Raw genomic sequence first — 24,644 nt, 5'->3', positions numbered from 1 at the left:
GGTAGCGAAATTCCTTGTCGGGTAAGTTCCGACCTGCACGAATGGTGCAACGATCTGGACACTGTCTCAGCCATGAGCTCGGTGAAATTGTAGTATCGGTGAAGATGCCGATTACCCGCAGCGGGACGAAAAGACCCCGTGAACCTTTACTATAGCTTCGTATTGGTTTTGGATAAGTAATGTGTAGGATAGGTGGGAGACTATGAAGCGGCGTCGCTAGGCGTTGTGGAGTTGTCCTTGAAATACCACCCTTTGCTTATCTAGAGTCTAACTCAGCAATGAGAACAGTGCGTGGTGGGTAGTTTGACTGGGGTGGTCGCCTCCAAAAGAGTAACGGAGGCTTCTAAAGGTTCCCTCAGCACGTTTGGTAACCGTGCGTAGAGTGCAATGGCATAAGGGAGCTTGACTGAGAGACATACAGGTCGATCAGGTACGAAAGTAGAGCATAGTGATCCGGTGGTTCCGCATGGAAGGGCCATCGCTCAAAGGATAAAAGGTACTCCGGGGATAACAGGCTGATCTCCCCCAAGAGCTCACATCGACGGGGGGGTTTGGCACCTCGATGTCGGCTCGTCACATCCTGGGGCTGGAGAAGGTCCCAAGGGTTGGGCTGTTCGCCCATTAAAGTGGCACGCGAGCTGGGTTCAGAACGTCGTGAGACAGTTCGGTCTCTATCTGCTGTGGGCGTTAGAAATTTGAGTGGATTTGACTTTAGTACGAGAGGACCGAGTTGAACTAACCTCTGGTGTATCTGTTGTTCCGCCAGGAGCACTGCAGAGTAGCTACGTTGGGAAGGGATAAGCGCTGAAAGCATATAAGCGCGAAACCCACCACAAGATGAGATTTCTTTAAAGGGTCGTGGAAGATTACCACGTTGATAGGATACAGGTGTAAAGGCAGTAATGTCATAGCCGAGTATTACTAATAACCCATAGGCTTATGTATAGTTCCCGACTTTCGGGTCGGGACGCAAACTCTTTTGATAATTTACGATATGATTTTACTAATATGTTAACTTATACAGTTGCAATATACTGAACGATTTAAGGTGATTATCGCAATGGGGCTCACCTCTTTCCATCCCGAACAGAGAAGTTAAGCCCATTTGCGCCGATGGTACTGCCAATGGTGGGAGAGTAGGTCGTTGCCTTTCTTTTAAACCTCAATCTTTATAGATTGAGGTTTTTTTTTACGCGAAATTTAACTAGTTTAGTTATGATGAATTATAAACACACCTACTTAGTTACCTTACAGTATTTAGGGTTTCGGTTTCATGGATGGCAAAAGCAACCAAACTTAAAAACGGGCCATCTTTTTTTAGATAAAACATTGAAGTTTATCTATAAAGGTATTCGCCTTAAGAGTTTAGGTGTTGGTAGAACTGATGCAAGAGTTTCGGCGACTCATTTTGCTTTTCAATTATTTATAGACGAGAAGGTAGATTTTGAGCAATTTATGGTTGACTTTAATGCGAATGCACCTGGAGATATGCGTGCGTTAAAGATTGAAAATATTGAAAAAGATTTTAATATTATTCAGCATCCAAAGTTAAAAGAGTATCGCTATTATTTTTCATACGGAGAAAAAAATCATCCGTATGCTGCACCATTCTTAACACGTTTTAGGGAAAAATTAGATGTTAATTTAATGAAACAAGGTGCATCGTTGTTTGAAGGTTTTCATAATTATAAACGTTATTGCACAAAACCAACTGAAGAAACGAAAGTAGAAAGAGAGATTGTCTATTGTAGAATTGAAGTAAATACTGAATTAACCGCCTCATTTTTTCCGAAAGAAAGTTTTGTGTTGGTTGTTAGAGGAGAAGGTTTTTTAAGAAATCAAATTCGTTTAATTATGGGAGCATTACATGATTTAGGAAAAGGAGAGTTTGATTTGGATTTTATTAAAGAGAGTCTTATTCCGACATCTGATATTGACTTTGTAAAAAATATTGCACCGGCTTCGGGTTTGCATTTACATAAATTGGAATTTAAAAATCCATAATTATAAATACACACGTTAGCGATTGTAGTTTTGTTTGAGCTCTTTTGTAAAGGATGAACAAAAAGCGAGTACCTTTCGACTTCGTTCAAGATAAACTATAAGCGCGACTCTTGTGATAATACACATATAAAAGGGTAAAAGGTAAAATGTGAATGATAAAGGGAGAAAATACCGTGTATGGGTAAAAGGTGATCCAGAGTTGATTTGTTTATAAATTTAAACGAGGTTGAAAAGTTATATAGGGTATAAACAAAAAAAGTCCATCAAATTAATGATGGACTTTTTGTTTATAGTTCTCCGCTAAGGTTAAATAGAAAAGGTTTTATCCTTTTATAATTCCTCTTGAAATTACAATTTTCTGAATTTCTGAAGTTCCTTCATAAATCTGAGTAATTTTTGCATCACGCATTAAACGCTCTACATGGTAATCTTTTACGAATCCGTTACCACCGTGAATTTGCACAGCCTCAACAGATTGTTCCATGGCAACTTTAGAAGCGTATAGCTTAGCCATTGCACCAGACATATCGTAGTTGTTACCTTGATCTTTATCCCATGCAGCTTTCATTACTAACATTCTTGCAGCCTCAACTTCAGTGTACATATCAGCCAATTTAAAAGCAATTGCTTGATGGTTACATATCTCTGTTCCGAATGCTTTACGCTCTTTAGAGTATTTTAAAGCCAATTCATAAGCACCAGAAGCGATACCTAACGCTTGTGCAGCAATACCGATACGACCACCTGATAATGTTTTCATGGCAAATTTGAATCCGAATCCGTCTTCACCAATTCTGTTTTCTTTCGGTACTTTTACGTCGTTAAACTGTAAAGTATGCGTGTCAGAACCACGAATTCCTAATTTATCTTCTTTAGGACCTACATGAAATCCTTCCGTTCCAGCTTCTACAATAAAAGCGTTGATACCTCTGTGTTTTTTACTACGATCGGTTTGTGCGATAACTAAATAAACACCTGCACGACCACCATTGGTAATCCAGTTTTTGGTACCATTTAATAAATAGTGATCACCTTTATCTTCGGCAGTTGTAGCTTGAGAAGTTGCATCAGATCCTGCTTCAGGTTCACTTAAACAAAACGCTCCGATTTGCTCACCAGTAGCTAATTTTGTTAAATATTTTTGTTTTTGTTCTTCAGTACCATATGCTTCTAGTCCATAACACACTAATGAGTTATTTACAGAAACCATAACAGAGGCAGAGGCATCAATTTTAGAAAGTTCTTCCATAATTAATACGTATGAAATAGCGTCCATTCCGCTTCCTCCATATTTAGGATCTACCATGATACCTAAAAAACCAACTTCACCCATTTTACGAACTAATTCGTCTGGAAAGGTTTGTGCATTATCTCTTTCAATTACTCCTGGTAATAATTCGTTTTGTGCAAAATCACGTGCTGCATCACGAATCATTATGTGTTCTTCTGTTAAACTAAAATCCATTATATATGATTATTATATTCGTAAAATTTGATTCCAAAGATACTTTTTTCATAGCATATTTTCAACAGAGTTTTATTATTTTTACAGATATGAATAGCGATTTTTACTTTATTATAGGTTTGATGTCTGGAACATCATTAGATGGAATAGATTTAGTGTTTGTTCAGTTTGATAAAAAGGAGTATAAAAACTTTAGAATACTAGCTGCAGATACTATTTCTTATAAAGATGATTGGAATGAAAAGTTGCAAACAGCCATTCATTTTTCTGAAGAAAAATTATTGAAATTAGACATTGATTATGGGGAGTTATTAGGAGCTGAGATTGATGTTTTTATCAAAAAAAATAATATAAAAAATGTTGACTTTGTTGCGTCTCATGGACACACAATTTTACACGAACCAGCTAAAGGAATTACACTTCAAATTGGTAATGGAAAAGTGATTTCTGAAATTACAAATAAAAAAGTGATTTGTGATTTTAGGACGCAAGATGTTACTTATGGAGGGCAAGGAGCTCCGCTAGTTCCTATAGGAGATGAGTTATTGTTTGCTAATTATGATTACTGTGTAAATCTTGGAGGCTTTGCAAATGTGTCGTTTAAAGAAAATAAAAAGAGAATAGCTTTTGATATTTGTGCAGTAAATATTGTGTTAAATTATTATGTGCAAAAACTAGGATTTGAATATGATGATAAAGGACAAATAGCAGTAACAGGTAAAATAAATTACGAATTACTAGAAAAGCTAAACGCTTTAGAATTTTATAAAAAAGCGCCACCAAAATCATTAGGGTTAGAATGGGTTCAGACAAATATTTTTCCGTTGATAGATAAAATGGAGCATGATATTCCGACTATTTTAAGAACATTTATTGAACATTCAGCGATTCAAATAGGGGAAATCATTCATAAAAATGAATCGGTTTTAATAACTGGAGGCGGTGTTTTTAACTCTTTTTTAATGCAGAGAATCGAATTTTATGCTGGTAATAAAATAGCAATCCAATCCAATGAACTTATCAATTACAAAGAAGCCTTAATTTTTGCTTTTTTAGGCTTGTTACGTCTTGAAAATCAGGTGAATTGTTTGCGTAGTGTAACAGGGGCAAAAAAAGACCATTCTTCAGGAGTGATTTTTAATGTTTAGTATTTTTAAATTAAAATATTTGAGCTATCATTTTTTTATGGTAAGTTTGTGACAGTCTGTTTTTAACAGCAATAATAACAATCAAAAAACTTTTTAAATGACACAACTTTAACTTCTCTTTAAGGGATTATTTTGAAAAAAAATATTAAAGATTATAACAAATTGGAGTTGAAAATTTATTAGAAGATATTTATGAAAGATTTACTTAAAATATATGAACAAAAAGAGCCGGAAATTGTTTTTCATTGGAGAGATCAAGAAACTGATGCAGAAGGATGGACTGTTATTAACTCATTAAGAGGTGGTGCTGCCGGTGGAGGAACAAGAATGCGTAAAGGATTAAACAAGAATGAGGTTTTATCTTTAGCAAAAACAATGGAAGTTAAGTTTACCGTTTCTGGACCGGCAATTGGAGGTGCAAAATCAGGAATTAACTTCGACCCTAACGACCCAAGAAAAAGAGGTGTTTTAGAACGTTGGTATAAAGCGGTTACTCCGTTATTAAAACATTATTATGGTACCGGAGGGGATTTAAATGTTGATGCAGATAAAGATGTAATTCCGATTACAGAAAGCTGCGGAGTTTGGCATCCACAAGAAGGTATTTTTAATGGACATTTTAAACCTACCGAAGCGGATAAAATTAACAGAATTGGTCAGTTACGCCAGGGGGTAATTAAAGTGATTGAAGACAAGCAATTCTCACCAGATTTATCAAGAAAGTACACGGTTGCAGATATGTTAACTGGTTATGGTGTTGCCGAAGCAGTAAAGCATTATTATACTATTTACGGTGGTAATATAGCAGGAAAAAGAGCCATTGTTCAGGGATTTGGAAATGTAGGTTCAGCAGCAGCGTATTACTTAACTCAGTTAGGAGCAAAGGTTGTTGGAATTATAGATAGAGAAGGCGGAGTTATAAATGAAAATGGATTTTCTATGGAAGAAATGAAAGATTTATTTTTAGCTAAAGACGGTAACAAGTTAGTTACTAGTGATATGATTCCTTTTGATGAAATCAATAGTAAAATTTGGAGCTTGCCAGCAGAAATATTTGTTCCTGCAGCAGCATCAAGATTAGTTTCTCAAGATCAAGTACAGCGAATGATTGATACAGGTTTAGAAGTAATATCTCCAGGAGCAAATGTTCCTTTTGCAGATAAAGAGATTTTCTTCGGACCAATTATGGAGTATACTGATAATCACTTAAGTTTATTGCCAGACTTTATTTCTAATTGTGGTATCGCAAGGGTTTTTGCTTACTTAATGGAAGCTAAAGTTGCTTTACCAATGGAAGATAAAGCTATTTTTGATGACACCTCAAACATTATTAAAAAAGCATTACAAAGAACTTTTACAAAAAGTGCATCGAAAACAAAAATTTGTTCAACTGCATTTGAAATTGCATTAAAAGAATTGATATAAATTAAAATATAAAAATGGAAGCAGCTATTATTTTAGTATTTGTAATGGGATATTTGGCCATTACTTTAGAGCATAATATAAAATTAGATAAATTAATTCCGGCATTAGTAATGATGGCCATTTGTTGGGCATTAGTGGCATTAGGAGTTGATGGTTTTACCAATTGGTTTGATTCATCGCAGCATGCTTTGGTCGAAGGTTTTGCAGGTTTACCTCATAATGATAAATTACATTTGGTTGAAGAAACCTTATTACATCATTTAGGTAAAACAGCCGAAATATTAGTGTTCCTTTTAGGAGCAATGACCATTGTTGAAATTATAGATTATTTCGACGGATTTTCAACAATTAAAGATTACGTAAAAACAAAAAGCAAGAAAAAAATCTTGTGGATGTTTGGGATATTAGCATTTATTTTATCAGCAATTATAGATAATTTAACAGCAACAATAGTATTGATTTCTATTTTACAGAAAATCGTAAAAAGAAGAGAAGATCGAATTTGGTTTGCGGGTTTAATTATTATTGCAGCAAACGCTGGTGGAGCATGGTCTCCTATTGGAGATGTAACAACAACCATGTTATGGATTGGTAAAAAAGTAAGTACACAAATGTTAGTAGTTTATTTATTTATACCTTCATTATTATGTATGATTGTACCAACAGTTATCGCTTCTTTCTTGCCAGCTTTTCAAGGAAATATTGAATCGGATGAAGTAAAAGAAGATACTAAGAAAAGTCCGCATAGTGCGAGAATGTTATATTTAGGTTTAGGAGCTATTGTATTTGTACCATTCTTTAAAACGGTTACACATTTACCTCCTTATGTGGGTATGATGCTATCGCTAGCAGTAGTAGCAACATTTGCTGAAATTTATAGTAGAACTAAGTTTTCTATGACAGATTATAATAGTAGTGCAGAGTCAGAGGCTCATGCACACCACAGTCCTGTACATGCTTCATTATCTAAAATAGAGATGCCTAGTATTTTATTTTTCTTAGGTATTTTAATGGCTGTTGCAGCTTTAGAATCTTTAGGTATTCTGTTTAATTTTGCTGATAGTTTAAAGCAAAGTATTCCATTAATGGGTACAGAAGTAGCAGGTACAAACGTATCAGATCTAGTGGTAATATTATTAGGTATCGGATCTGCAGTGATTGATAATGTACCTCTAGTAGCAGCTTCATTAGGAATGTTTTCTGAGCCAATAGATAATCCGTTATGGCATTTTATTGCTTTTTCTGCAGGTACAGGAGGTTCTATGTTAATTATTGGTTCTGCAGCAGGAGTTGTAGCAATGGGTATGGAAAAAATAGATTTCTTTTGGTATTTGAAAAAAATATCATGGTTAGCATTCGTTGGCTTTTTAGTGGGGTCAATTGCCTTTGTTATCATGAGAGGTTTTATTATATAATAAAGTAGTAAAAGTGTTAAAAAATCATTTTGAATTAATAATGTACTTTGTATTGTGCGTTATTAATTTAAGGTGATTTTTTTTAAAACAATTAAAGCATAAAAGAATCGTTAGTATTAAAAGCACTTAAAAAAGAAGTTGATGTTATTATTTATTCAAGAAAATTTAAAAGAAACAATATCCGAAGAAAAAACATTATCTATACTTCAGTTAATTAAAGATGGTGGTTTAGGAGGTCAAATTATTATAGGCCTACTTTTTGTATTGTTAGCCGTAGCATTGTACATTTATTTCGAACGTTTTTTTGCAATCAAGGCAGCTTCTGAAGTAGATAAAAACTTCATGAATCAGATCAGAGATCACATAACAAACGGAAAGATAGAAAGTGCGAAAGCTTTATGTGAGCATACGAATTCTCCTACAGCACGCTTAATCGGAAAAGGAATTTCTAGAATAGGAAAGCCATTAGACGATATTAATAAAGCAATTGAAAATGCGGGAAAATTAGAAGTATATCAATTAGAAAGAAACGTTTCTGTTGTGGCAACAATTGCTGGAGCTGCGCCAATGATCGGTTTTTTAGGTACCGTAATAGGAATGATTGTAGCCATACACGAAATCGCAAATTCAGGTGGTCAGATTGATATTAAATTACTTTCAGACGGGTTATATACAGCAATGACAACAACAGTAGGTGGATTAATTGTTGGTATTATCGCTTATATATCTTATAACCATTTAGTTGTTCGTACTGATAAAGTGGTGCATCAAATGGAAGCAAAATCTGTAGAGTTTTTAGATTTACTAAACGAACCAGCATAATGAATTTAAAAGGAAGAAATAAAGTTGATCCAAGTTTTAATATGTCGTCTATGACGGATATTGTCTTCTTGTTATTGATATTTTTCATGCTAACATCCACATTAGTTACGGTAAGTGCCATTGATGTTTTATTGCCAAAGGCAGGCGGTAAAACAGAAAGTAGCAAAGTAGTTGCCGTTACCATTACCGATAAAGCTGCTTTTTATATTGATAAGACGAAGGTGAATTCAGCTGATTTAGAACGCACAATTCTAACCAAAGTTGGTATAGATAAAAAGAAAACCATTGTTATTAGAGGTGATCAAAATGCACCTTATAAAAACGTAATGAAAGTTATTGATATTGCCAACAAGAATAAATTAAAAATGATTTTAGCTGTAAAAGCTAAATAACTTAAATAATACTTCGGGGTGATTCTCGAGGAAAAAATAGTGAGAAGTTAGTAGGATGAAGATATTTGAAACCGAACATAAACGTAAGTCAGCCATTATTACGGCCGTTATTCTGATGCTTTTAATTGTTGGAGTATTTAATTTCGGAATGAAATATTTAGATCCACCTATAGAATACGGATTGGCTATTAATTTCGGAAATTCGGAAGTTGGTAGTGGTGAACCCGTAGAAAAAACAAAAGCACAATCGACACCAGAAAAACTACAAGAAGAAGTTGTTGAAGAGCCTGTAAAAGAAACGCCTCAAGAAACAGTTCAGGAAGAAGTAATTACGAGTGAAACAGCAAAAGAGGTTCCTGTTATAGAAAAATCAACCAAAAAAAAGGAAGCAGTAACAGAAACTCCCAAAAAAGTAATACTCAAAAAGAAACCAAAACCTACACCATCAAAAGAAACCACCGATGCCTTAAATAGTTTATTAAACGGCACCTCAAAAGATGGCGCAACAAAAGGAGAAGGAGATGATAATAAATCAGGGGTAAAAGGAAACGAAAAAGGCGATCCGAATGCTAATAAATATTATGGAAATTCAGGAAGTGGCTCTGGAGGAAATTATAATTTAAAAGGAAGAACCGCGCTTTCTAAACCCATACAAAAACCAAATTGCCAAGAAGAAGGTACAGTGGTTGTTAGTATTGAGGTGGATCAAAACGGAAAAGTAATCAAAGCTATTGCAGGAGTAAAAGGATCAACAAATACAGCAGCGTGTTTATTAAAGCCAGCAAAAGAAGCTGCTTTAAGAACAAAATGGAATGCAGCATTAAATGCGCCGTCAAAACAAAGAGGAACCATTATCTACAAGTTTTCTTTGTCTAAATAAGTAACTTATAAAATAATGTCATCTGTAGTACTACTCGCAGATCATAAAACAGCTATATGACATATCAAGAAACCCTAGATTGGATGTTTGCGCAATTGCCAATGTACCAAAATCAGGGTAAAACAGCTTTTAAAAAAGATCTCACCAATAGTATTGCTCTAAGTAATGAATTGGGGAATCCGGAGAAAAAATTTAAAACAATTCATGTTGGTGGTACCAACGGAAAAGGGTCTGCAAGTCACATGTTAGCGAGTGTTTTACAAGAAGCAGGCTATAAAGTAGGCTTATATACGTCACCACATCTTAAAAATTTTACCGAACGTATCCGAATAAACGGAGAAGAGATAGATAAAGAGAGTGTCGCAGAGTTTATATCAGAAAACAAACTTTTTTTAGAAAGACAAGGCCTTTCTTTTTTCGAAATGACGGTAGGCATGGCATTCGATTATTTTGCAAAGCAACAAGTTGATGTTGCTATTATAGAGGTCGGTTTAGGGGGGCGATTAGACTCTACCAATATTATCACGCCCGAAGTGTCGGTAATTACGAATATCGGTTTAGATCATACACAGTTTTTGGGAGAAACCTTACCAAAAATAGCTTTTGAGAAAGCAGGAATTATTAAAAACGGAGTTCCAGTTATTATTGGAGAGCGTCAACAAGAGGTGGAAAGTGTTTTTATCGCTAAAGCGGATGCTTGTAAAGCTGAAATTCTATTTGCTTCGGATGAAGAAGATAATTATAAAACTGATTTATTAGGTGATTATCAAGTCAAGAACACAAAAACAGCCGTAAAAGCTATTCAGCAATTAAAAGCATTTAAAATATCAGCAAAAAATATAAAAACAGGGTTGTTGAACGTTGTTAAAAATACCAATTTAAAAGGGCGTTGGCAAATTCTACAAGAAGAGCCGAAAATAATTTGCGATACCGCTCATAATAAAGAAGGCTTATCTTATACTTTAAAACAGCTTAAAAAAGAAAATTACAAAATAATGCACATTGTATTAGGAGTGGTTTCGGATAAGAGTTTAAAAGATATTTTACCATTATTTCCAACAAATGCTGTTTATTATTTTTGTAAACCGGCGATTCCGAGAGGCATGTCAGAAAAAATATTAAAAGAAACCGCAAACGAGCATAATCTCATTGGTGATTCTTTTGGTTCTGTAAATCAAGCCTTTGAAGCAGCGAGTTTGCGGGCTACTAAAGAAGATGTTGTGTATGTAGGAGGGAGTACGTTTGTTGTGGCAGAAATTTTATAAAATTAAATTAAAATAGTGTTGTTTTTTTCTAAAACAATACTATATTTGCACCCGCAATTGAGGGCAATTAGCTCAGTTGGTTCAGAGCACCTCGTTTACACCGAGGGGGTCGGGGGTTCGAATCCCTCATTGCCCACAACATTCCTGCCGAACGGAATTAAAATAAAATCGGGCAATTAGCTCAGTTGGTTCAGAGCACCTCGTTTACACCGAGGGGGTCGGGGGTTCGAATCCCTCATTGCCCACAACATTCCTGCCGAACGGAATTAAAATAAAATCGGGCAATTAGCTCAGTTGGTTCAGAGCACCTCGTTTACACCGAGGGGGTCGGGGGTTCGAATCCCTCATTGCCCACATCAATCACAATCCTGATGAATTTTCATCAGGATTTTTTGTTTTCAAAAACCTGAAGATTGCTTCGTGGTTTTTTGAAAACAAAAAACTTTATTTGAGTGAAACTCATTAGGGTTGTATTTGCGGTAGTGGTTTCAGTTAACTAATTAACTGGATTCTTTAATAGTAATTCTTCTCTTTCTTTTCCATTGCTGAATACTGAATCAAGTTCAGCACAGGCTTCACAAAAAGCTAGTCTTGCACTTTCAGCGGTCAAAGTTATTTTCTGAAATCTAAAACAGCTGAACTCGCTTTGCTCAGACAGCATTTGTTTTTACGATTTCTTCAAATGTTTGACGCTCGCTTGTAAGAACTATGTCGGTTTTAATATTTTCTTTAACCTCTAACCTCTAACCTCTAACCTCTAACCTCTAACCTCTAACCTCTAATCTGTAATTTCTCTCTTTCTTTTCCATTGCTGAATACTGAATCAAGTTCAGCACAGGCTTCACACAAATCTAGTCTTGCACTTTCAGTGGTCATAACAATTTTTGAAATCCAAAACAACTGAACTCGCTTTGCTCAGACAGCATTTGTTTTTACGATTTCTTCAAATGTTTGACACTCGCTTGTAAGAACTATGTCGGTTTTCAGTTTCTTGTGTTTTATTTTCTCTAACCTCTAACCTCTAACCTCTAATCTTTAATTTCTCTTTTTCTTTCCCATTGCTGAATACTGAATCAAGTTCAGCACAGGCTTCACAAAAATCTAGTCTTGCACTTTCAGTGGTCATAACAATTTTTGAAATCCAAAACAACTGAACTCGCTTTGCTCAGACAGTATTTGTTTTTAAGATTTTTTCAAATGTTTGACACTCGCTTCCAAATGCTATGTCGGTTTTAGTATTTTCTTTAACTACTAACTACTAATCTCTAACCTCTCTTTTCTGTTACTATAAAGAAAAAAACACTGGTAATTGGAGTGATTTCTTTACTTATTAATATTTGTTAGTTTGTTTTGGTGGTGATTATGGTGAATTGGGTAGTTTTAATTTTAAGAGTTTTTAAGCTGTTTTTTTTAAAAAAGTGAAGTGAGCTTCGTTTTTTTTATATAAATGGTTAAAAATTGCTTTAAAATGTTAATAACTCTTTGAAAGAAAGATTTTTGAGGAGGGGAAGTTTGTAGTATCTTTATAAAAAACAAAAAAGTCTTAAAGTTGGTGCTCTAAGACTCTTTGTTAAAACGGTAACACTTTACGTAGTATTTGTTTTTTGTATTCGGACTTCAAAATTACAATACTTCTTAAAACTTACCAAAAAAAATGATTAATTTTTAAAGCGATATACCAAGTCGCAGGTGGTAGGTTATGGATTAAGTTTAATGAAAAAAACGCCATTAAGTACTTGTTATTTAATGAGATGCTGTTCTTAAGAAGGATGGGCGTAGGTGTAAGAACCTAGTTTTAGATAAAAACTTTAGAGAAGTCTGTGTAGTGTGCTCTTAAATTAAACTACACATTTTGTATATAGTAAATTATAAAATCATGGTTAAAGTAAAATCAATAGAGCGTCCAAATCCGCAGGACAGAACAGCGGATAAAAAATTTTATGCACAAGCAATATCAAACGGAACAACAGATTTAGAAAGGTTGGCTTATTTGGTATCAAATCAAAGTACGGTAAGAGAAGCCGACTGTTACGCCGTGTTGCTATCGTTGTTGCATAATGTTATCGACGAATTGTCGCAAGGTAAAATTGTAAAGTTAGATAAGTTAGGGTCTTTTCAAATAGGGGTACGCTCGGAAGGCGTTGCCACTGAAGAGGAATTGACATCGAGCGCTATTAAAAAGGCGCATATCAATTTTAGACCAGATAAAAGAATGCGTAATATGTTAAGTAATGTCGCTTTTACATTTAAGTAGTATTTAAAAGAATAGTTAGTGCCAACCTCAATAGCTTTTGCTATTGAGGTTTTTTTTTGTTTCTTTTTTTAAGGTAAAAAAACTCCCTATCTTTTTAAAAAACATACGATAGTTTTACTTAAAAGTTAGGCATCTTTTTAGTAAAAGAAACTTTAGAGTTAGCGTAAACAAACCAATCTTATGTTACGGCTTACTGCTGCGCTTTAATTCCGACGTTAAGGAGGCTAGTATCAAAAAAAACACCTAATAAAACTGGTGTAAAACAGTTCTGTTATGTGTTTTTTAACGTGAAAAACGCTGTGTTAAGGAAGGGATGCTCTATTTTTTTAGTTGAAAAATGTGTTGAGTTTTGCTGTTTTGTAATTTCCAGGGTAAATAATAGGTGTCAATTTTAATGGTTATGGGGTATAGCGCTGCTAATTTTAGTAGGTACTAATTGTGAACTTTAGCTATAAAAAGCGATGTAAACTGTTTGATTTCGGTGTTTGCGGACTATAAAAACGTATGGCAGTTAAAAAGATGTTGTTATTCAGGTTGTTTATTTCAAATTATGTATCCTAAAGCTAAAATAGATGGGTGTAAAATATTTTAAAGCGTGGGTGTTTTTAGATAATAGTTGTAAAGTGGTATGTAGTAGACATGTGTGGTGTTGCAAAAAAAAAATAATTATTTAGGAGTAACTGGTTTGTTTGTAGTAGTTTAGGTGTTTTTGTTGAAAGTGAAATCAGCCATAGATTATTCTCTTTTTAATAATGTTTTTGTACATTCGCAACTTGCTTAAATTTATATTATGAAAGAAAAGAAAATCGCTGTTATAGGCCTCGGTTATGTGGGATTGCCTCTAGCAAGATTGTTTGCAACTAAATATTCGGTTGTTGGTTTCGATATAAAATCTAAAAGAGTTGAAGAATTAAAGTCGGGAGTAGATGTAACGTTAGAGGTTGAAGACGCTTTGTTAAAAACTGTTTTAGTAGACAGTGATTCTGATGAAAAAGGCTTATTTGTTACTAGTAATGCTGATGCTATAAAAAACTGTAATTATTATATTGTTACGGTACCAACATCCGTAGATAAAAACAACCAACCTATTTTAACGCCATTATTAAGTGCTAGTAAAACCATAGGAAGTGTTTTATGCAAAGGCGATATTGTGGTGTATGAATCTACCGTTTACCCAGGAGCTACAGAAGAAGATTGTGTACCAGTATTAGAAAAAGAATCAGGCTTAAAATTAAATCAAGATTTTTATGTCGGCTATTCACCAGAAAGAATCAGTCCGGGAGATAAAATCCGTACGGTAGAAAATATTTTAAAAGTCACTTCGGGTTCTACTAAAGAAACAGCTAAAAAAGTGGATGATTTATATCAGTCGGTCATTGCAGCAGGAACACACATGGCACCTTCTATTAAAGTAGCAGAAGCTTCGAAAATAATAGAAAACTGTCAAAGAGATATTAATATTGCTTTTGTAAATGAGTTGGCTAAAATTTTCAACTTAATGAATATTAATACTAGTGATGTTTTAGAAGCTGCAGGTACTAAATGGAACTTCTTACCTTTTAAACCTGGTTTGGTAGGTGGACATTGTATTGGTGTAGATCCGTTTTACTTGGCCCAAAAAGCGCAACAATTTGGGTATTATCCCGAAATAATTTTATCAGGAAGGCGTTTAAATGACAGTATGGGGAATCATATTGCATCAGAAGTTGTGAAGTTGATGATTTCAGAAGATGTAAAAGTGAAAAACGCTGAGATTTTAATTTTAGGAATCACGTTTAAAGAAAACTGTCCCGATATTAGAAATACAAAAGTAATTGATGTATATCACGCTTTAAAAAGCTACGGAGTTACTATTGATATTTACGATCCGTGGGCTAGAGAAAAAGAAGTTTCAGATGCCTATGGTATCACTTTAAATAAGCAGCTTTACGCTAAAAAATATGATGCTGTTGTGTTGGCGGTATCACATAACGAATTTAAAGAAGTAGATTTGTTGCGGTTAAAAAAGGAAAACGGAGTTGTATATGATGTAAAGAATTTCCTGCCTCAAGAATTAATAGATAAAACATTATAATGAAAAATTTTGCTTTAATAGGTGCTGCCGGATATATAGCGCCACGTCATTTAAGAGCTATAAAAGATACGAACAATACCTTAATCGCTGCGCTCGATAAATTTGATAGTGTGGGTGTGATGGATAGTTATTTTCCGAAGGCAGATTTTTTTGTGGAGTTCGAGCGTTTCGATCGTCATATCGAAAAAATTAAACGCCAGCAAAATATACAGCTCGACTATGTAAGTATTTGTACCCCCAATTACTTACACGATTCGCATATACGAATGGCTTTGCGAAGAGGCGCAGATGCCATTTGTGAAAAGCCGTTGGTGTTGAATCCTTGGAATGTAGATGCTTTACAAGCCATAGAAAAAGAGTCAGGAAATAAAATTAATACCATTTTGCAATTAAGATTGCATCCTAGTATTATTGCCTTAAAGAAAAAAGTTGATGCTGAAAATAAAAAAGGGAAGTATGATATCGATTTAACCTATATCACTTCTCGTGGTAACTGGTACGATGCATCCTGGAAAGGAGATGAAAGTAAATCGGGAGGAATCGCAACCAATATCGGAGTCCATTTTTACGATATGCTTTCTTGGGTTTTTGGTGAGGTGCAAGAAAATTTTGTGCATCTAAGAGAAAAAGATAAATCGGCAGGTTATTTAGAATTTGAAAATGCCAGAGTACGTTGGTTTTTATCTATTGATGAAAATTCGCTGCCAAAGCAGGTGCAAGAAAACGGACAAAGAACCTACCGTTCTATCACTGTAGATGGAGAAGAAATAGAGTTTAGTGGCGGATTTACCGAGTTGCATACCGAAAGTTATAAAGGTATTTTAAAAGGAAACGGTTTCGGATTGGTAGATGCCAAGCAATCTATAGAAATTGTACATGCTATTAGAAATACCGAATTGGTTAATACAGGAGAGAAACATTTGTTTTTAAATAGATAAATCTATATTTGCAAAAAAGAAAAAAATGAAAATAGGAATAACCTTTAGTGCTTTCGATTTGTTGCATGCGGGTCATATTAAAATGCTAGAAGACGCAAAAGCACAATGCGATTACCTTATTTGTGGTTTGCAAACAGACCCTACGGTTGATAGACCCGAAAAAAACAAACCCATACAATCTGTAGTAGAAAGATATATCCAATTAAAAGGGTGTAAGTATGTAGATGAAATAGTACCGTATGCTACCGAGCAAGATTTAGAAGATGTATTGCAATCTTTTACAATAGATGTACGTATTTTAGGAGATGAATACGCTGATAAAAATTTTACAGGACGTGCGTACTGCGAAGAAAAAGGCATCACCTTATTTTACAACAAACGAGAACATCGTTTTTCTAGTAGTGAATTACGCAAAGAAGTAGCTGAAAAAGAAAGTATAAAAAATAAAAAATAATAAGCATGAATATAGCAGTTGTCGGATCAGGATATGTAGGGTTGGTTTCAGGAGCCTGTTTTTCAGAGATGGGAAACAAAGTAACCTGTGTAGATATAGATCAACATAAAATAGACAAGCTACATGAAGGAATTATACCTATTTATGAGCCAGGTTTAGAAAACATGGTGTTAAAAAATATTGCCAATAAAAATCTATTTTTCACAACGAAACTAGAAGAAGCTATACAAGATGCTGAGGTTGTTTTTATCGCTGTTGGAACTCCTATGGGAGATGATGGTTCTGCCGATTTACAATATGTATTGTCTGTAGCCAAAGAGATCGGTAATAAGATGACTAAAAGATTGGTGGTGGTTGATAAATCTACCGTACCTGTTGGAACAGCAGATAAAGTGAAGGCTACGATTCAGCAAGAATTAGATGCCAGAGGAGAAGATATAACATTTGATGTGGTTTCAAATCCTGAGTTTTTAAAGGAAGGCGCTGCTATCGATGATTTTATGAAGCCAGATAGAGTGGTTATTGGCGCTGCATCTGCCTATGCTTTTGATAAAATGAAAGAATTATACAGTCCTTTTTTAAGAGCACACGACCGTCTTATAACCATGGATATTCGTTCTGCAGAGATGACAAAGTACGCTGCAAATGCCATGTTAGCGACTAAAATCTCTTTTATGAATGAGATTGCTAATATTTGCGAAAAGGTAGGCGCAGATGCCAATCAAGTGCGTATTGGTATTGGCTCAGATGCTAGAATAGGGTATAGTTTTATTTATCCAGGAGCGGGGTATGGAGGTTCTTGTTTTCCTAAAGATGTAAAGGCATTAAATAAAATTGCCGAAGAAAATGGCTACAACGCACAATTAATTCAATCTGTAGAAGAAGTTAATAATCGTCAGAAGTTTGTGATTGCAGAGAAAATTGTAAAGCGATTCGGAGAAAATTTATCTGGAAAGGTTTTTGCCCTTTGGGGACTGGCCTTTAAACCGGGTACAGATGATATGCGTGAAGCACCGGCTATTTATGTAGTAAAAGAACTGGTTAGGCGCGGGGCCACCATAAAAGCATACGATCCGAAAGCGATGGAAGAAGCACAGCATTTCTATTTAAAAGGTGTTGAAGGTATTTCATACTACGAATCAAAATACGAAGTGTTAAAAGAGGCAGATGCTTTAATTCTATTAACAGAGTGGAAAGAGTTCCGTTCTCCTGATTTTTCAGAAGTACAACAACAACTAAGTGCCCCTATAATTTTTGACGGTAGAAATCAATACAATGTATTCAACTTACAAGATAAAGGTTTCGAGTACCATCAAATAGGAAAACAAAACTAATATAAAATGAAAATACTTGTTACAGGAGCTGCGGGTTTTATTGGTTTTCATTTGTCTAAAAAACTATTAGACAAAGGTCATACTGTTATAGGAATCGATAATATTAACGATTATTATAATGTTAATTTAAAGTACGATCGCTTAAAAGAATTAGGCATACAACAAGAAGAAGCCGCTGTTTTTTATAAAGAAACTACAAGTAGTTCTCATAATGGCTTTAAATTTATGCGAATAAATTTAGAGGATAAAGCAGTATTAACGACTTTATTTGAAAAAGAAAAGTTCGATGTTGTTTGTAATTTAGCTGCCCAAGCAGGTGTGCGTTATAGTATAGAGAATCCGGATGCTTACATACAGAGTAATATTGTAGGTTTTTTAAATATACTAGAATGTTGTAGACATAATAATATTAAGCATTTGCTTTACGCAAGTAGCTCTAGTGTATATGGGGCAAATGCAAAAATACCTTTTTCAGAAGAAGATAAGGTAGATACACCTGTGAGTTTATACGCAGCAACCAAAAAAAGCAACGAATTAATGGCACATACCTATAGTCATTTATATAAAATACCTACTACAGGTTTGCGTTTTTTTACGGTGTATGGCCCTTGGGGAAGACCCGATATGGCTCCTATGTTATTTGCGGATGCAATAGCAAACGATAGACCTATAAAAGTTTTTAACTTTGGTGAAATGCAACGAGACTTTACCTATGTAGATGATATTGTAGCAGGTATTGAGCGAATTTTGGTCTCTGAAATAAAAGATAGGGACTTGTATAAGATTTATAATATAGGGAATAATAATTCGGTGAAATTATTAGATTTTATAGCAGAAATAGAAAAAAACATTGGTAAAGAGGCTCAAAAACAAATGTTACCAATGCAACCGGGAGATGTTGAAAAAACATGGGCAAATGTAAATGATCTTATAAAAGATTATAACTATAAACCTAGTACATTGCTGCCTAAAGGAATTAAAGAATTTGTTAATTGGTTTAAAAATTATGCAATTGAAAAATAAAATAATAGGGAAAAAACTATTAAAAAGTATTTTAATGGTTTTTATCATGTTCGCTAGCTTTACAAACTATGCGCAAGGCAGTCAGCAACAGTTGAGTACGATTGAGGTAGATAGTTTATCAGATGAACAAGTAGCTGGTTATCGTGATAAAATTAAAGAAGAAGGGTATACGGTAGCACAGGCATTGGCAATGGCCAAAACTAGGGGAATGTCTGAGATTCAAGCTCAAAAATTACAAACTAGAATACGAAATTTAGGTACTTCAACAAGTAATCAAAGCAAATCACGAGATACATCGGTGAATACTAGTACTTCAGAAAATCAATTATTTTTTGGGTTGACAGGACAAGAAAGTAAAAAAACTAAAAAATCATTACTATTTGGCTATGATTTTTTTAACAATCCAAACATCTCATTCACACCCAATTTAAATGTAGCAACGCCTAAAAATTATGTAATAGGTAGCGGCGATGTACTTTCAATTGATTTATGGGGAGCTGCCGAAGCTAATTACGAGAAAAAAGTAAATAGGCAAGGCGCCATTAATATTCAGGGTGTTGGCTATATTCAATTGGTAGGCTTGCCTATAAAAGCAGCAAAATCTAAAATCAAAAATTATTTAAAAAGAATTTACGCTGGTATTGGTGCTTCGGCTAACAGTTATAATAAAGTGCATATAGCTGTCTCTATAAAAGAGGTTAGAAATGTTCAGGTAAGCATCGTGGGGGAGGTTAAAGTACCAGGTTCTTATTCGTTAAGTGGTTTTTCAACCATATTAAACGCATTATATGCAGCAGGAGGACCTACCGAAAACGGAACTTTTAGAAATATACGATTATTTAGAGGAGGTGAAAAAGTAGCTGATTTCGATTTTTATGATTTTTTAATCAACGGTTCCGAAGCTGGTAATATAACGGTGCAAGACCAGGATGTTATCATTGTAAAACCTTATGCTAAAATAGTTACCATAAAAGGAGCTGTTAAAAGACCTGGTTTGTATGAAATGAAAGCATCCGAAACGGTATCCGATTTATTAACATACTGTAGTGGTTTTACATCAGAGGCGTACAAACAAAATGTAGTTATCGAAAGAATTAACGGTATACAAAAAGAAATTGTAGAGATTCCTTTTAAAGCTTTCACGGAAGAAAAGTTAAAAGACGGAGATTTTATAACAATCAATAAAGTATCTAATCAGTTTTTAAATAAAGTTAGTATTGCAGGTGCTGTTTTTCAGCCAGGTAACTATGAGTATGAAGAAGACTTATCATTAGGGTCTTTACTTATAAAAGCGGAAGGAGTAACCAAAGAAGCTTTTTTAGATAGAGGTATTATTGTACGTAGCTACGATACAACAACAAAAGAAACAGTGTCTTTTTCATTAAGAAACAACAATGAAAATTTATTGTTAAAGGCAAACGATAGTGTGTATGTTTTTTCGAAAGAGGAATTAAAAGAAAAAGAATTTATTACCATTAACGGAGCAGTTAATAAAGGGGCTAAGTTTCCATACATGCAAGGCATGCAAATAGAAGATTTAATTGCGTTAGGTGGCGGATTAAAAGACGGTGCAGATGCTACGATGATCGATGTTTCTAGACGATTAAAAGATGGTCGTTTTGAAACAATAAGTAAGAATTTTGATTTAAAAGCAAGTGGTTCTTTACAAGGAAGCGATAATAATAATTTTATGCTAATGCCTTTTGATATCGTTTCGGTACGTTACTTAAAAGGATATACCGAACAAAAAACAGTATTTATAAAAGGAGAGGCAAATTTTGAAGGAGAATATTCTATTGGCGCAAAAAACGAAAGAATTTCAGATTTAATTGCACAAGCCGGCGGTTTAACAAAATATGCATATATCGAAGGTGCTTTTTTAACAAGAAAAAATAATAAAGTTGAAGATGTGAAGCAGCAAGAAATGATTGCCGACTTTTCAAAAAAAGACACCTCAAGTGTTACCGAAGATGAAATTAAACAAAAGAAAACTTTTAAAATAGGAATAGATCTAAACGAAATCTTAGCAAAAGGCGGTAAAGGATCTAAATACGATTTAATCTTAGAAGAAGGTGATGAGCTTTTCATACCTTCAGAAAGGCAAACGGTAAAAGTAGAAGGAGAAGTTTTGTCTCCATCGTTAGTGCGCTACGAAAAAGGGAAGAGCTTTAAGCATTATATAGAAAACTCTGGGGGATTCTCAGCGAATGCAAAAAAAAGCAGGGCGTATGTAATTCACGCCAATGGAGATATTAAAACCACCAAACGATTTTTATTTTTTAAATCATATCCTACTGTAAAACCAGGCTCGGTTATTTTAATTCCAAATAAACCTGAAAACAAAAATAAGATGTCAACACAAGAAGTAATTGCAATTACTACAGGTTTGGCAACGTTGGGTGTGTTGGTAAAGAGTTTAACGGATAAATAAATTACTTGAAATGGAAAATGATAAATTAGACTTGTCTTTTTTAATACAAAAAATATATAAAAAAAAGAAGACTCTTAAAATAATTTTCTTGGTTGTTTTCTTGGTGTCTTTAGTTTATACTTTCTTTTTGTATGAAAAGAAATATGAGTCTAAGATCGTTTTTATTCCACAAAGTTCGCAACAAAATTCATTGTTGTCTGGATTAGGAGGGGTTGCTTCCTTGGCAGGAATTAATCTAAAAAGCAAAAGCACAGAGGTTATTTCTCCTGTAATTTACTCAAAAATTATTGAGAGTAAACCGTTTTTAGATAAGATGGCAAATAGTTTTATAACTATTACCAGAAATGATACTAATTCAAAAATTACCTATAAACAGTATTATAAGGAGTTACCAACATCTATCTTTTCAAGGATAAAATCAATTTTTGACTTTAAAAAGAAAAATAAAAAAGAGCCTGTTCTTAGTTTACCTGAAGTTAATGTTTATGGGGATTTTGAAATGAACGTCTTTAAAAATATTGAAAATGTGTTGAGATTTAAATATGAAGCAAAGGAAAATATTGTAACCATCGAATCATCTTTTCCTCAGGCATTAGCTTCTTCTGAGTTAGTTATAAATGCAGTGAATATATTAAAAGAGGAGCTAAGGCTTTTAAGAAATGAAAAAAATGAGAATGATTTAAAGTTTATTGAAGAAAGATATAAAGAAAAGTATAAAGAGTTTAAGGATATTCAAATTTTGTTGGCCTCTTTTGAGGATAAAAATCAATATTTATCTAGCGCTCGATCTAAAATTAAACAACTCGATTTAAGATCTAGATATGATTTACTTTTTAATGTATGTTCAGAGCTTGAAAAGCAAATAGCAACAAAACAGTTGGAAATTAATGAGAACACACCCTTTATATCTATAATAGAGCCTGTTTTTATTCCAATAGAAAAATCAGGTCTAAGTAAAAAATTATTAATTATAATAGGTTTGTTATTGAGTTTATTTCTTTCGATATTTTATGTTTTTGTGCATGATTTTTATTTAAAGTTAAAGAAATCTTTATTCATAGCTAGTAATTAAATCCATTTTAATTTAATGAATAAACTAAGAAATATAATAAAATCTAACTCTTTAGTTTTAAAGAATTTTTCTTTTTTAGCAATACTCCAAATTTTTAACATGGTTCTACCTTTAGTGACAATCCCTTATGTAATAAGTGTGGTTGGTGCTGAAAACTATGGATTATTGGCCTTTTCTTTAGCTACCATAATGTATTTTAATATTATTGTAGATTATGGTTTTAATTTAACAGCAACAAGAGAAGTCGCTGTTCATAGAGAAGATTTAAGTAAATTAAAAGAAATATTTGGTAGTGTAATAACTATAAAAGCAATATTAATGTTATTGTGTTTTATGGTGTTATTAATATTAGTTTTTTTTGTAGATGTATTTAGCCAGCATAGTAAACTTTATCTGTTCACATTTGGTATTGTGGTTGGTCAAGCATTTTTTCCTATTTGGTTTTTTCAAGGTATGGAGAATATGAAATATATAACGTACTTAAATATTATCTCAAAAAGCCTTTTTACTGTGGCAATATTCATTTTTTTAAAAGAAGAGAATGATGTTTTTTTGGTACCTCTTTTTAATTCATTGGGGGGCTGTTTTTCAGGAGTAATATCTTTGTTTATACTTAAGAAACAGTTTAACGTAGTTTTTGAATTTCAAAGAATTGAAATAATTAAAAAATATTTTAAAGAAAGTTGGGATGTTTTTGTAATTGACTTCTTGCCAAACATGTATAATAATTTTTCAACTTTTTTATTAGGGTTCTTTGCACCTTTAGAGTTTGTTGGTTTTTATGCTTTAGCATCTAAATTAATAGGAGTTTTAAATAGCTTTTTATATGTTATAAGAAATGCAACTTTTCCTTATTTAAATAAAGATTCCTCTAAAATGCAGATGATTACGAAAATAACAATTGGAGTAGGGCTATTGTTTTCAGTATGTGTTTTTGCTTTTTCAGGATTCCTAGTACCTCTTGTTTTTGGTACTACCGGTGAAAATAGTTTACTATATATATATATACTAGCTTTAAGCCCCTTATTCTTGTCCATTGGTATTGCTTATGGAAATAATAAACTTTTAATATTAAAAAAAGACAGGTTGATGAGAAATATTACAATAGTTTACTCTGTAATTGGTTTTTTTATAGCATTAATACTTATTCCTATTTTTGGAGCTATGGGGGCAGCAATAACGGTCGTTTTTACAAGATTAGTTATGGCTTTTCTCACCTATAGTAAAAGTGTAAAATTATAAAATATACCGTAATAAAAAAGATTTAAAAAGAAAATATATGAAAGTCTTAACAGTTAAAATTAAAAAGTGGATATCTGGTTGTTTATCAGATAAAATGTTTTTAAAAATACAATATTATAGAAAGTTTAATAAATTTCTTAATTTAAAATCACCTCAAACTCTAAATGAAAAATTGCAATGGCTAAAGTTGTACGACCGTACCCCTTTACATACAGTTTGTGCAGATAAGTTAAAAGTAAGAAACCATATTAAAGAAGTTTTAGGAGAAGAGTATTTAATACCACTAGTACTATCAACGAAAAACGTTAATGATATTACTCCTGATAATTTACCAAATTACCCGGTAATTATAAAAACAAACCATGATAGTGGAACGTATTTTATAATAAAGAATAAAGAAAGTCAAAATTGGAAAGAAATTAGAGCTAAGTTATCAAAATCCTTAAAAGTCAATTATTATAAGGCAGGAAGAGAGTGGCAATATAAAAATATAGAGCCTTTTATAATTGTAGAAAAGTTATTAATAAATAACAATGGAACTAGAATTGAAGATTATAAATTTGAATGTTTCAATGGTAATGCTGAGATGATTAATGTTGACTTTAATAAAGAAGATGTCCATAAGAGAAATAACTATGATATAAATTGGAATTTATTACCAATTCTATGGCCTAAAGAAATTCTAAATGGACATGATATTCCTAAGCCAAAAGAATTGGAATCAATGATAAAATTAGCGGAGAAATTGGCGTCTGATTTTTGTTTTTGTCGAGTAGATTTTTATTTTTTCGAAGATAAAATTTTTTTTGGTGAAATTACGTTTCACCCCACTTCTGGTTATGGGCAATTTTATCCTGAAGAAAAAGATTTATATTATGGAAACCTAATTAAACTACCTAAAAAACAATGATAGCTTATTTCGTATATAAATTAGATAGTTATAGTGGTGCGGCTCAGCAAGCGTTACTTTTGGCAAAAACTGTAAAAAAAAAAATATTAATATTTA

General features: G+C 33.3%; 19 protein-coding genes, 3 tRNA genes and 2 rRNA genes (1 of these 24 running past the window's edge). 23 read left to right on the top strand and 1 reads right to left on the bottom strand.

Features of this window, described 5'->3' with window-relative positions; translation table 11 throughout:
• From H0I30_RS05270 to H0I30_RS05260, 3 genes are all read left to right on the top strand, one after another.
• A 23S ribosomal RNA gene (locus H0I30_RS05270) occupies positions 1 to 945 on the top strand (it extends 1,940 nt beyond the left edge of the window).
• A gap of 99 nt (positions 946 to 1,044) precedes the next feature.
• Positions 1,045 to 1,153: ribosomal RNA gene (gene rrf / locus H0I30_RS05265) — 5S ribosomal RNA — on the top strand.
• 62 nt (positions 1,154 to 1,215) lie between these two features.
• Positions 1,216 to 2,004: a tRNA pseudouridine synthase A gene (locus H0I30_RS05260; RefSeq protein ID WP_218773248.1), complete on the top strand. Its 789-nt coding sequence runs from the start codon at positions 1,216 to 1,218 to the stop codon at positions 2,002 to 2,004.
• A 322-nt stretch (positions 2,005 to 2,326) separates the two neighbouring features.
• On the opposite strand, the gene H0I30_RS05255 is transcribed toward H0I30_RS05260, so the two are convergent.
• Positions 2,327 to 3,469: an acyl-CoA dehydrogenase gene (locus H0I30_RS05255; protein WP_218773247.1), complete on the bottom strand. Its 1,143-nt coding sequence runs from the start codon at positions 3,467 to 3,469 to the stop codon at positions 2,327 to 2,329.
• A gap of 89 nt (positions 3,470 to 3,558) precedes the next feature.
• On the opposite strand from H0I30_RS05255, the gene H0I30_RS05250 reads away from it, so the two are divergent.
• The 20 genes from H0I30_RS05250 (at position 3,559) to H0I30_RS05155 (ending at position 24,548) form a co-directional block, all read left to right on the top strand.
• The gene (locus tag H0I30_RS05250) at positions 3,559 to 4,617 is read left to right on the top strand and encodes an anhydro-N-acetylmuramic acid kinase (protein ID WP_218773476.1); all 1,059 of its coding nucleotides are present in this window, start codon (positions 3,559 to 3,561) and stop codon (positions 4,615 to 4,617) included.
• A 192-nt stretch (positions 4,618 to 4,809) separates the two neighbouring features.
• Complete coding sequence (locus H0I30_RS05245; RefSeq protein WP_218773246.1) at positions 4,810 to 6,042, top strand: Glu/Leu/Phe/Val dehydrogenase dimerization domain-containing protein; 1,233 nt, start codon at positions 4,810 to 4,812, stop codon at positions 6,040 to 6,042.
• A 14-nt stretch (positions 6,043 to 6,056) separates the two neighbouring features.
• Positions 6,057 to 7,457: a sodium:proton antiporter NhaD gene (gene nhaD / locus H0I30_RS05240; protein WP_218773245.1), complete on the top strand. Its 1,401-nt coding sequence runs from the start codon at positions 6,057 to 6,059 to the stop codon at positions 7,455 to 7,457.
• Between the two features lie 141 nt (positions 7,458 to 7,598).
• Entirely contained in the window at positions 7,599 to 8,279 is a 681-nt protein-coding gene (locus H0I30_RS05235; RefSeq protein ID WP_218773244.1) for a MotA/TolQ/ExbB proton channel family protein, read from the top strand.
• Positions 8,279 to 8,671 carry a biopolymer transporter ExbD gene (locus tag H0I30_RS05230; RefSeq protein ID WP_218773243.1) on the top strand — a complete coding sequence of 131 codons (393 nt, stop codon included), beginning with the start codon at positions 8,279 to 8,281 and terminating at the stop codon, positions 8,669 to 8,671. The genes H0I30_RS05235 and H0I30_RS05230 overlap by 1 nt, the downstream gene beginning before the upstream one ends.
• A gap of 55 nt (positions 8,672 to 8,726) precedes the next feature.
• Positions 8,727 to 9,551 carry an energy transducer TonB gene (locus H0I30_RS05225; RefSeq protein WP_218773242.1) on the top strand — a complete coding sequence of 275 codons (825 nt, stop codon included), beginning with the start codon at positions 8,727 to 8,729 and terminating at the stop codon, positions 9,549 to 9,551.
• Positions 9,552 to 9,607: 56 nt separating this feature from the next.
• Positions 9,608 to 10,816: a folylpolyglutamate synthase/dihydrofolate synthase family protein gene (locus H0I30_RS05220; RefSeq protein ID WP_218773241.1), complete on the top strand. Its 1,209-nt coding sequence runs from the start codon at positions 9,608 to 9,610 to the stop codon at positions 10,814 to 10,816.
• Positions 10,817 to 10,877: 61 nt separating this feature from the next.
• Positions 10,878 to 10,952: transfer RNA gene (locus tag H0I30_RS05215), tRNA-Val, on the top strand.
• A 34-nt stretch (positions 10,953 to 10,986) separates the two neighbouring features.
• Positions 10,987 to 11,061 (top strand) — tRNA-Val (locus H0I30_RS05210).
• Between the two features lie 34 nt (positions 11,062 to 11,095).
• Positions 11,096 to 11,170, top strand: a tRNA-Val gene (locus H0I30_RS05205).
• A gap of 1,522 nt (positions 11,171 to 12,692) precedes the next feature.
• The gene (locus H0I30_RS05200; protein WP_218773240.1) at positions 12,693 to 13,070 is read left to right on the top strand and encodes an HU family DNA-binding protein; all 378 of its coding nucleotides are present in this window, start codon (positions 12,693 to 12,695) and stop codon (positions 13,068 to 13,070) included.
• 790 nt (positions 13,071 to 13,860) lie between these two features.
• Positions 13,861 to 15,144 (top strand): nucleotide sugar dehydrogenase, encoded by a 1,284-nt coding sequence (locus H0I30_RS05195; RefSeq protein ID WP_304650869.1) that lies wholly within the window; start codon positions 13,861 to 13,863, stop codon positions 15,142 to 15,144.
• On the top strand, positions 15,144 to 16,082 hold the full coding sequence (locus H0I30_RS05190) for a Gfo/Idh/MocA family protein (protein ID WP_218773239.1): 939 nt from the start codon (positions 15,144 to 15,146) through the stop codon (positions 16,080 to 16,082). The genes H0I30_RS05195 and H0I30_RS05190 overlap by 1 nt, the downstream gene beginning before the upstream one ends.
• A 25-nt stretch (positions 16,083 to 16,107) precedes the next feature.
• Positions 16,108 to 16,536, top strand: coding sequence for an adenylyltransferase/cytidyltransferase family protein (locus H0I30_RS05185; RefSeq protein ID WP_218773238.1), 429 nt, complete (start codon positions 16,108 to 16,110; stop codon positions 16,534 to 16,536).
• A 5-nt stretch (positions 16,537 to 16,541) separates the two neighbouring features.
• Positions 16,542 to 17,870, top strand: coding sequence for a UDP-glucose/GDP-mannose dehydrogenase family protein (locus H0I30_RS05180; RefSeq protein ID WP_218773237.1), 1,329 nt, complete (start codon positions 16,542 to 16,544; stop codon positions 17,868 to 17,870).
• Positions 17,871 to 17,876: 6 nt separating this feature from the next.
• Positions 17,877 to 18,893: an NAD-dependent epimerase gene (locus tag H0I30_RS05175; RefSeq protein ID WP_218773236.1), complete on the top strand. Its 1,017-nt coding sequence runs from the start codon at positions 17,877 to 17,879 to the stop codon at positions 18,891 to 18,893.
• Positions 18,883 to 21,324, top strand: a complete 2,442-nt coding sequence (locus H0I30_RS05170; protein ID WP_218773235.1) for an SLBB domain-containing protein — start codon at positions 18,883 to 18,885, stop codon at positions 21,322 to 21,324. The genes H0I30_RS05175 and H0I30_RS05170 overlap by 11 nt, the downstream gene beginning before the upstream one ends.
• 10 nt (positions 21,325 to 21,334) lie before the next feature.
• Positions 21,335 to 22,396 (top strand): Wzz/FepE/Etk N-terminal domain-containing protein, encoded by a 1,062-nt coding sequence (locus tag H0I30_RS05165; RefSeq protein WP_218773234.1) that lies wholly within the window; start codon positions 21,335 to 21,337, stop codon positions 22,394 to 22,396.
• Between the two features lie 15 nt (positions 22,397 to 22,411).
• Positions 22,412 to 23,638, top strand: coding sequence for a flippase (locus H0I30_RS05160; protein ID WP_218773233.1), 1,227 nt, complete (start codon positions 22,412 to 22,414; stop codon positions 23,636 to 23,638).
• Positions 23,639 to 23,675: 37 nt separating this feature from the next.
• Positions 23,676 to 24,548 carry an ATP-grasp fold amidoligase family protein gene (locus H0I30_RS05155; protein ID WP_218773232.1) on the top strand — a complete coding sequence of 291 codons (873 nt, stop codon included), beginning with the start codon at positions 23,676 to 23,678 and terminating at the stop codon, positions 24,546 to 24,548.
• The last annotated feature ends 96 nt before the right edge of the window (positions 24,549 to 24,644 follow it).

The organism is Tenacibaculum sp. AHE14PA (assembly GCF_019278465.1).
In the GTDB taxonomy this organism is placed as follows: Bacteria; Bacteroidota; Bacteroidia; order Flavobacteriales; family Flavobacteriaceae; genus Polaribacter; species Polaribacter bernardetii.
Note: the sequence above shows the minus strand (reverse complement) of the source record. Positions and strands in the feature narration are given on the sequence as shown.

What these genes read in the sequence shown, in the direction of transcription:
- H0I30_RS05230 (WP_218773243.1), top strand. Translation starts at nt 8,279, where the DNA reads ATGAATTTAAAAGGAAGAAATAAAGTTGATCCAAGTTTTAATATGTCG.
- H0I30_RS05235 (WP_218773244.1), top strand. Translation starts at nt 7,599, where the DNA reads ATGTTATTATTTATTCAAGAAAATTTAAAAGAAACAATATCCGAAGAA.
- H0I30_RS05255 (WP_218773247.1), bottom strand. Translation starts at nt 3,469, where the DNA reads ATGGATTTTAGTTTAACAGAAGAACACATAATGATTCGTGATGCAGCA.
- H0I30_RS05190 (WP_218773239.1), top strand. Translation starts at nt 15,144, where the DNA reads ATGAAAAATTTTGCTTTAATAGGTGCTGCCGGATATATAGCGCCACGT.
- H0I30_RS05200 (WP_218773240.1), top strand. Translation starts at nt 12,693, where the DNA reads ATGGTTAAAGTAAAATCAATAGAGCGTCCAAATCCGCAGGACAGAACA.
- H0I30_RS05245 (WP_218773246.1), top strand. Translation starts at nt 4,810, where the DNA reads ATGAAAGATTTACTTAAAATATATGAACAAAAAGAGCCGGAAATTGTT.
- nhaD (WP_218773245.1), top strand. Translation starts at nt 6,057, where the DNA reads ATGGAAGCAGCTATTATTTTAGTATTTGTAATGGGATATTTGGCCATT.
- H0I30_RS05175 (WP_218773236.1), top strand. Translation starts at nt 17,877, where the DNA reads ATGAAAATACTTGTTACAGGAGCTGCGGGTTTTATTGGTTTTCATTTG.
- H0I30_RS05155 (WP_218773232.1), top strand. Translation starts at nt 23,676, where the DNA reads ATGAAAGTCTTAACAGTTAAAATTAAAAAGTGGATATCTGGTTGTTTA.
- H0I30_RS05165 (WP_218773234.1), top strand. Translation starts at nt 21,335, where the DNA reads ATGGAAAATGATAAATTAGACTTGTCTTTTTTAATACAAAAAATATAT.
- H0I30_RS05220 (WP_218773241.1), top strand. Translation starts at nt 9,608, where the DNA reads ATGACATATCAAGAAACCCTAGATTGGATGTTTGCGCAATTGCCAATG.
- H0I30_RS05250 (WP_218773476.1), top strand. Translation starts at nt 3,559, where the DNA reads ATGAATAGCGATTTTTACTTTATTATAGGTTTGATGTCTGGAACATCA.
- H0I30_RS05160 (WP_218773233.1), top strand. Translation starts at nt 22,412, where the DNA reads ATGAATAAACTAAGAAATATAATAAAATCTAACTCTTTAGTTTTAAAG.
- H0I30_RS05185 (WP_218773238.1), top strand. Translation starts at nt 16,108, where the DNA reads ATGAAAATAGGAATAACCTTTAGTGCTTTCGATTTGTTGCATGCGGGT.
- H0I30_RS05180 (WP_218773237.1), top strand. Translation starts at nt 16,542, where the DNA reads ATGAATATAGCAGTTGTCGGATCAGGATATGTAGGGTTGGTTTCAGGA.
- H0I30_RS05260 (WP_218773248.1), top strand. Translation starts at nt 1,216, where the DNA reads ATGATGAATTATAAACACACCTACTTAGTTACCTTACAGTATTTAGGG.
- H0I30_RS05225 (WP_218773242.1), top strand. Translation starts at nt 8,727, where the DNA reads ATGAAGATATTTGAAACCGAACATAAACGTAAGTCAGCCATTATTACG.
- H0I30_RS05195 (WP_304650869.1), top strand. Translation starts at nt 13,861, where the DNA reads ATGAAAGAAAAGAAAATCGCTGTTATAGGCCTCGGTTATGTGGGATTG.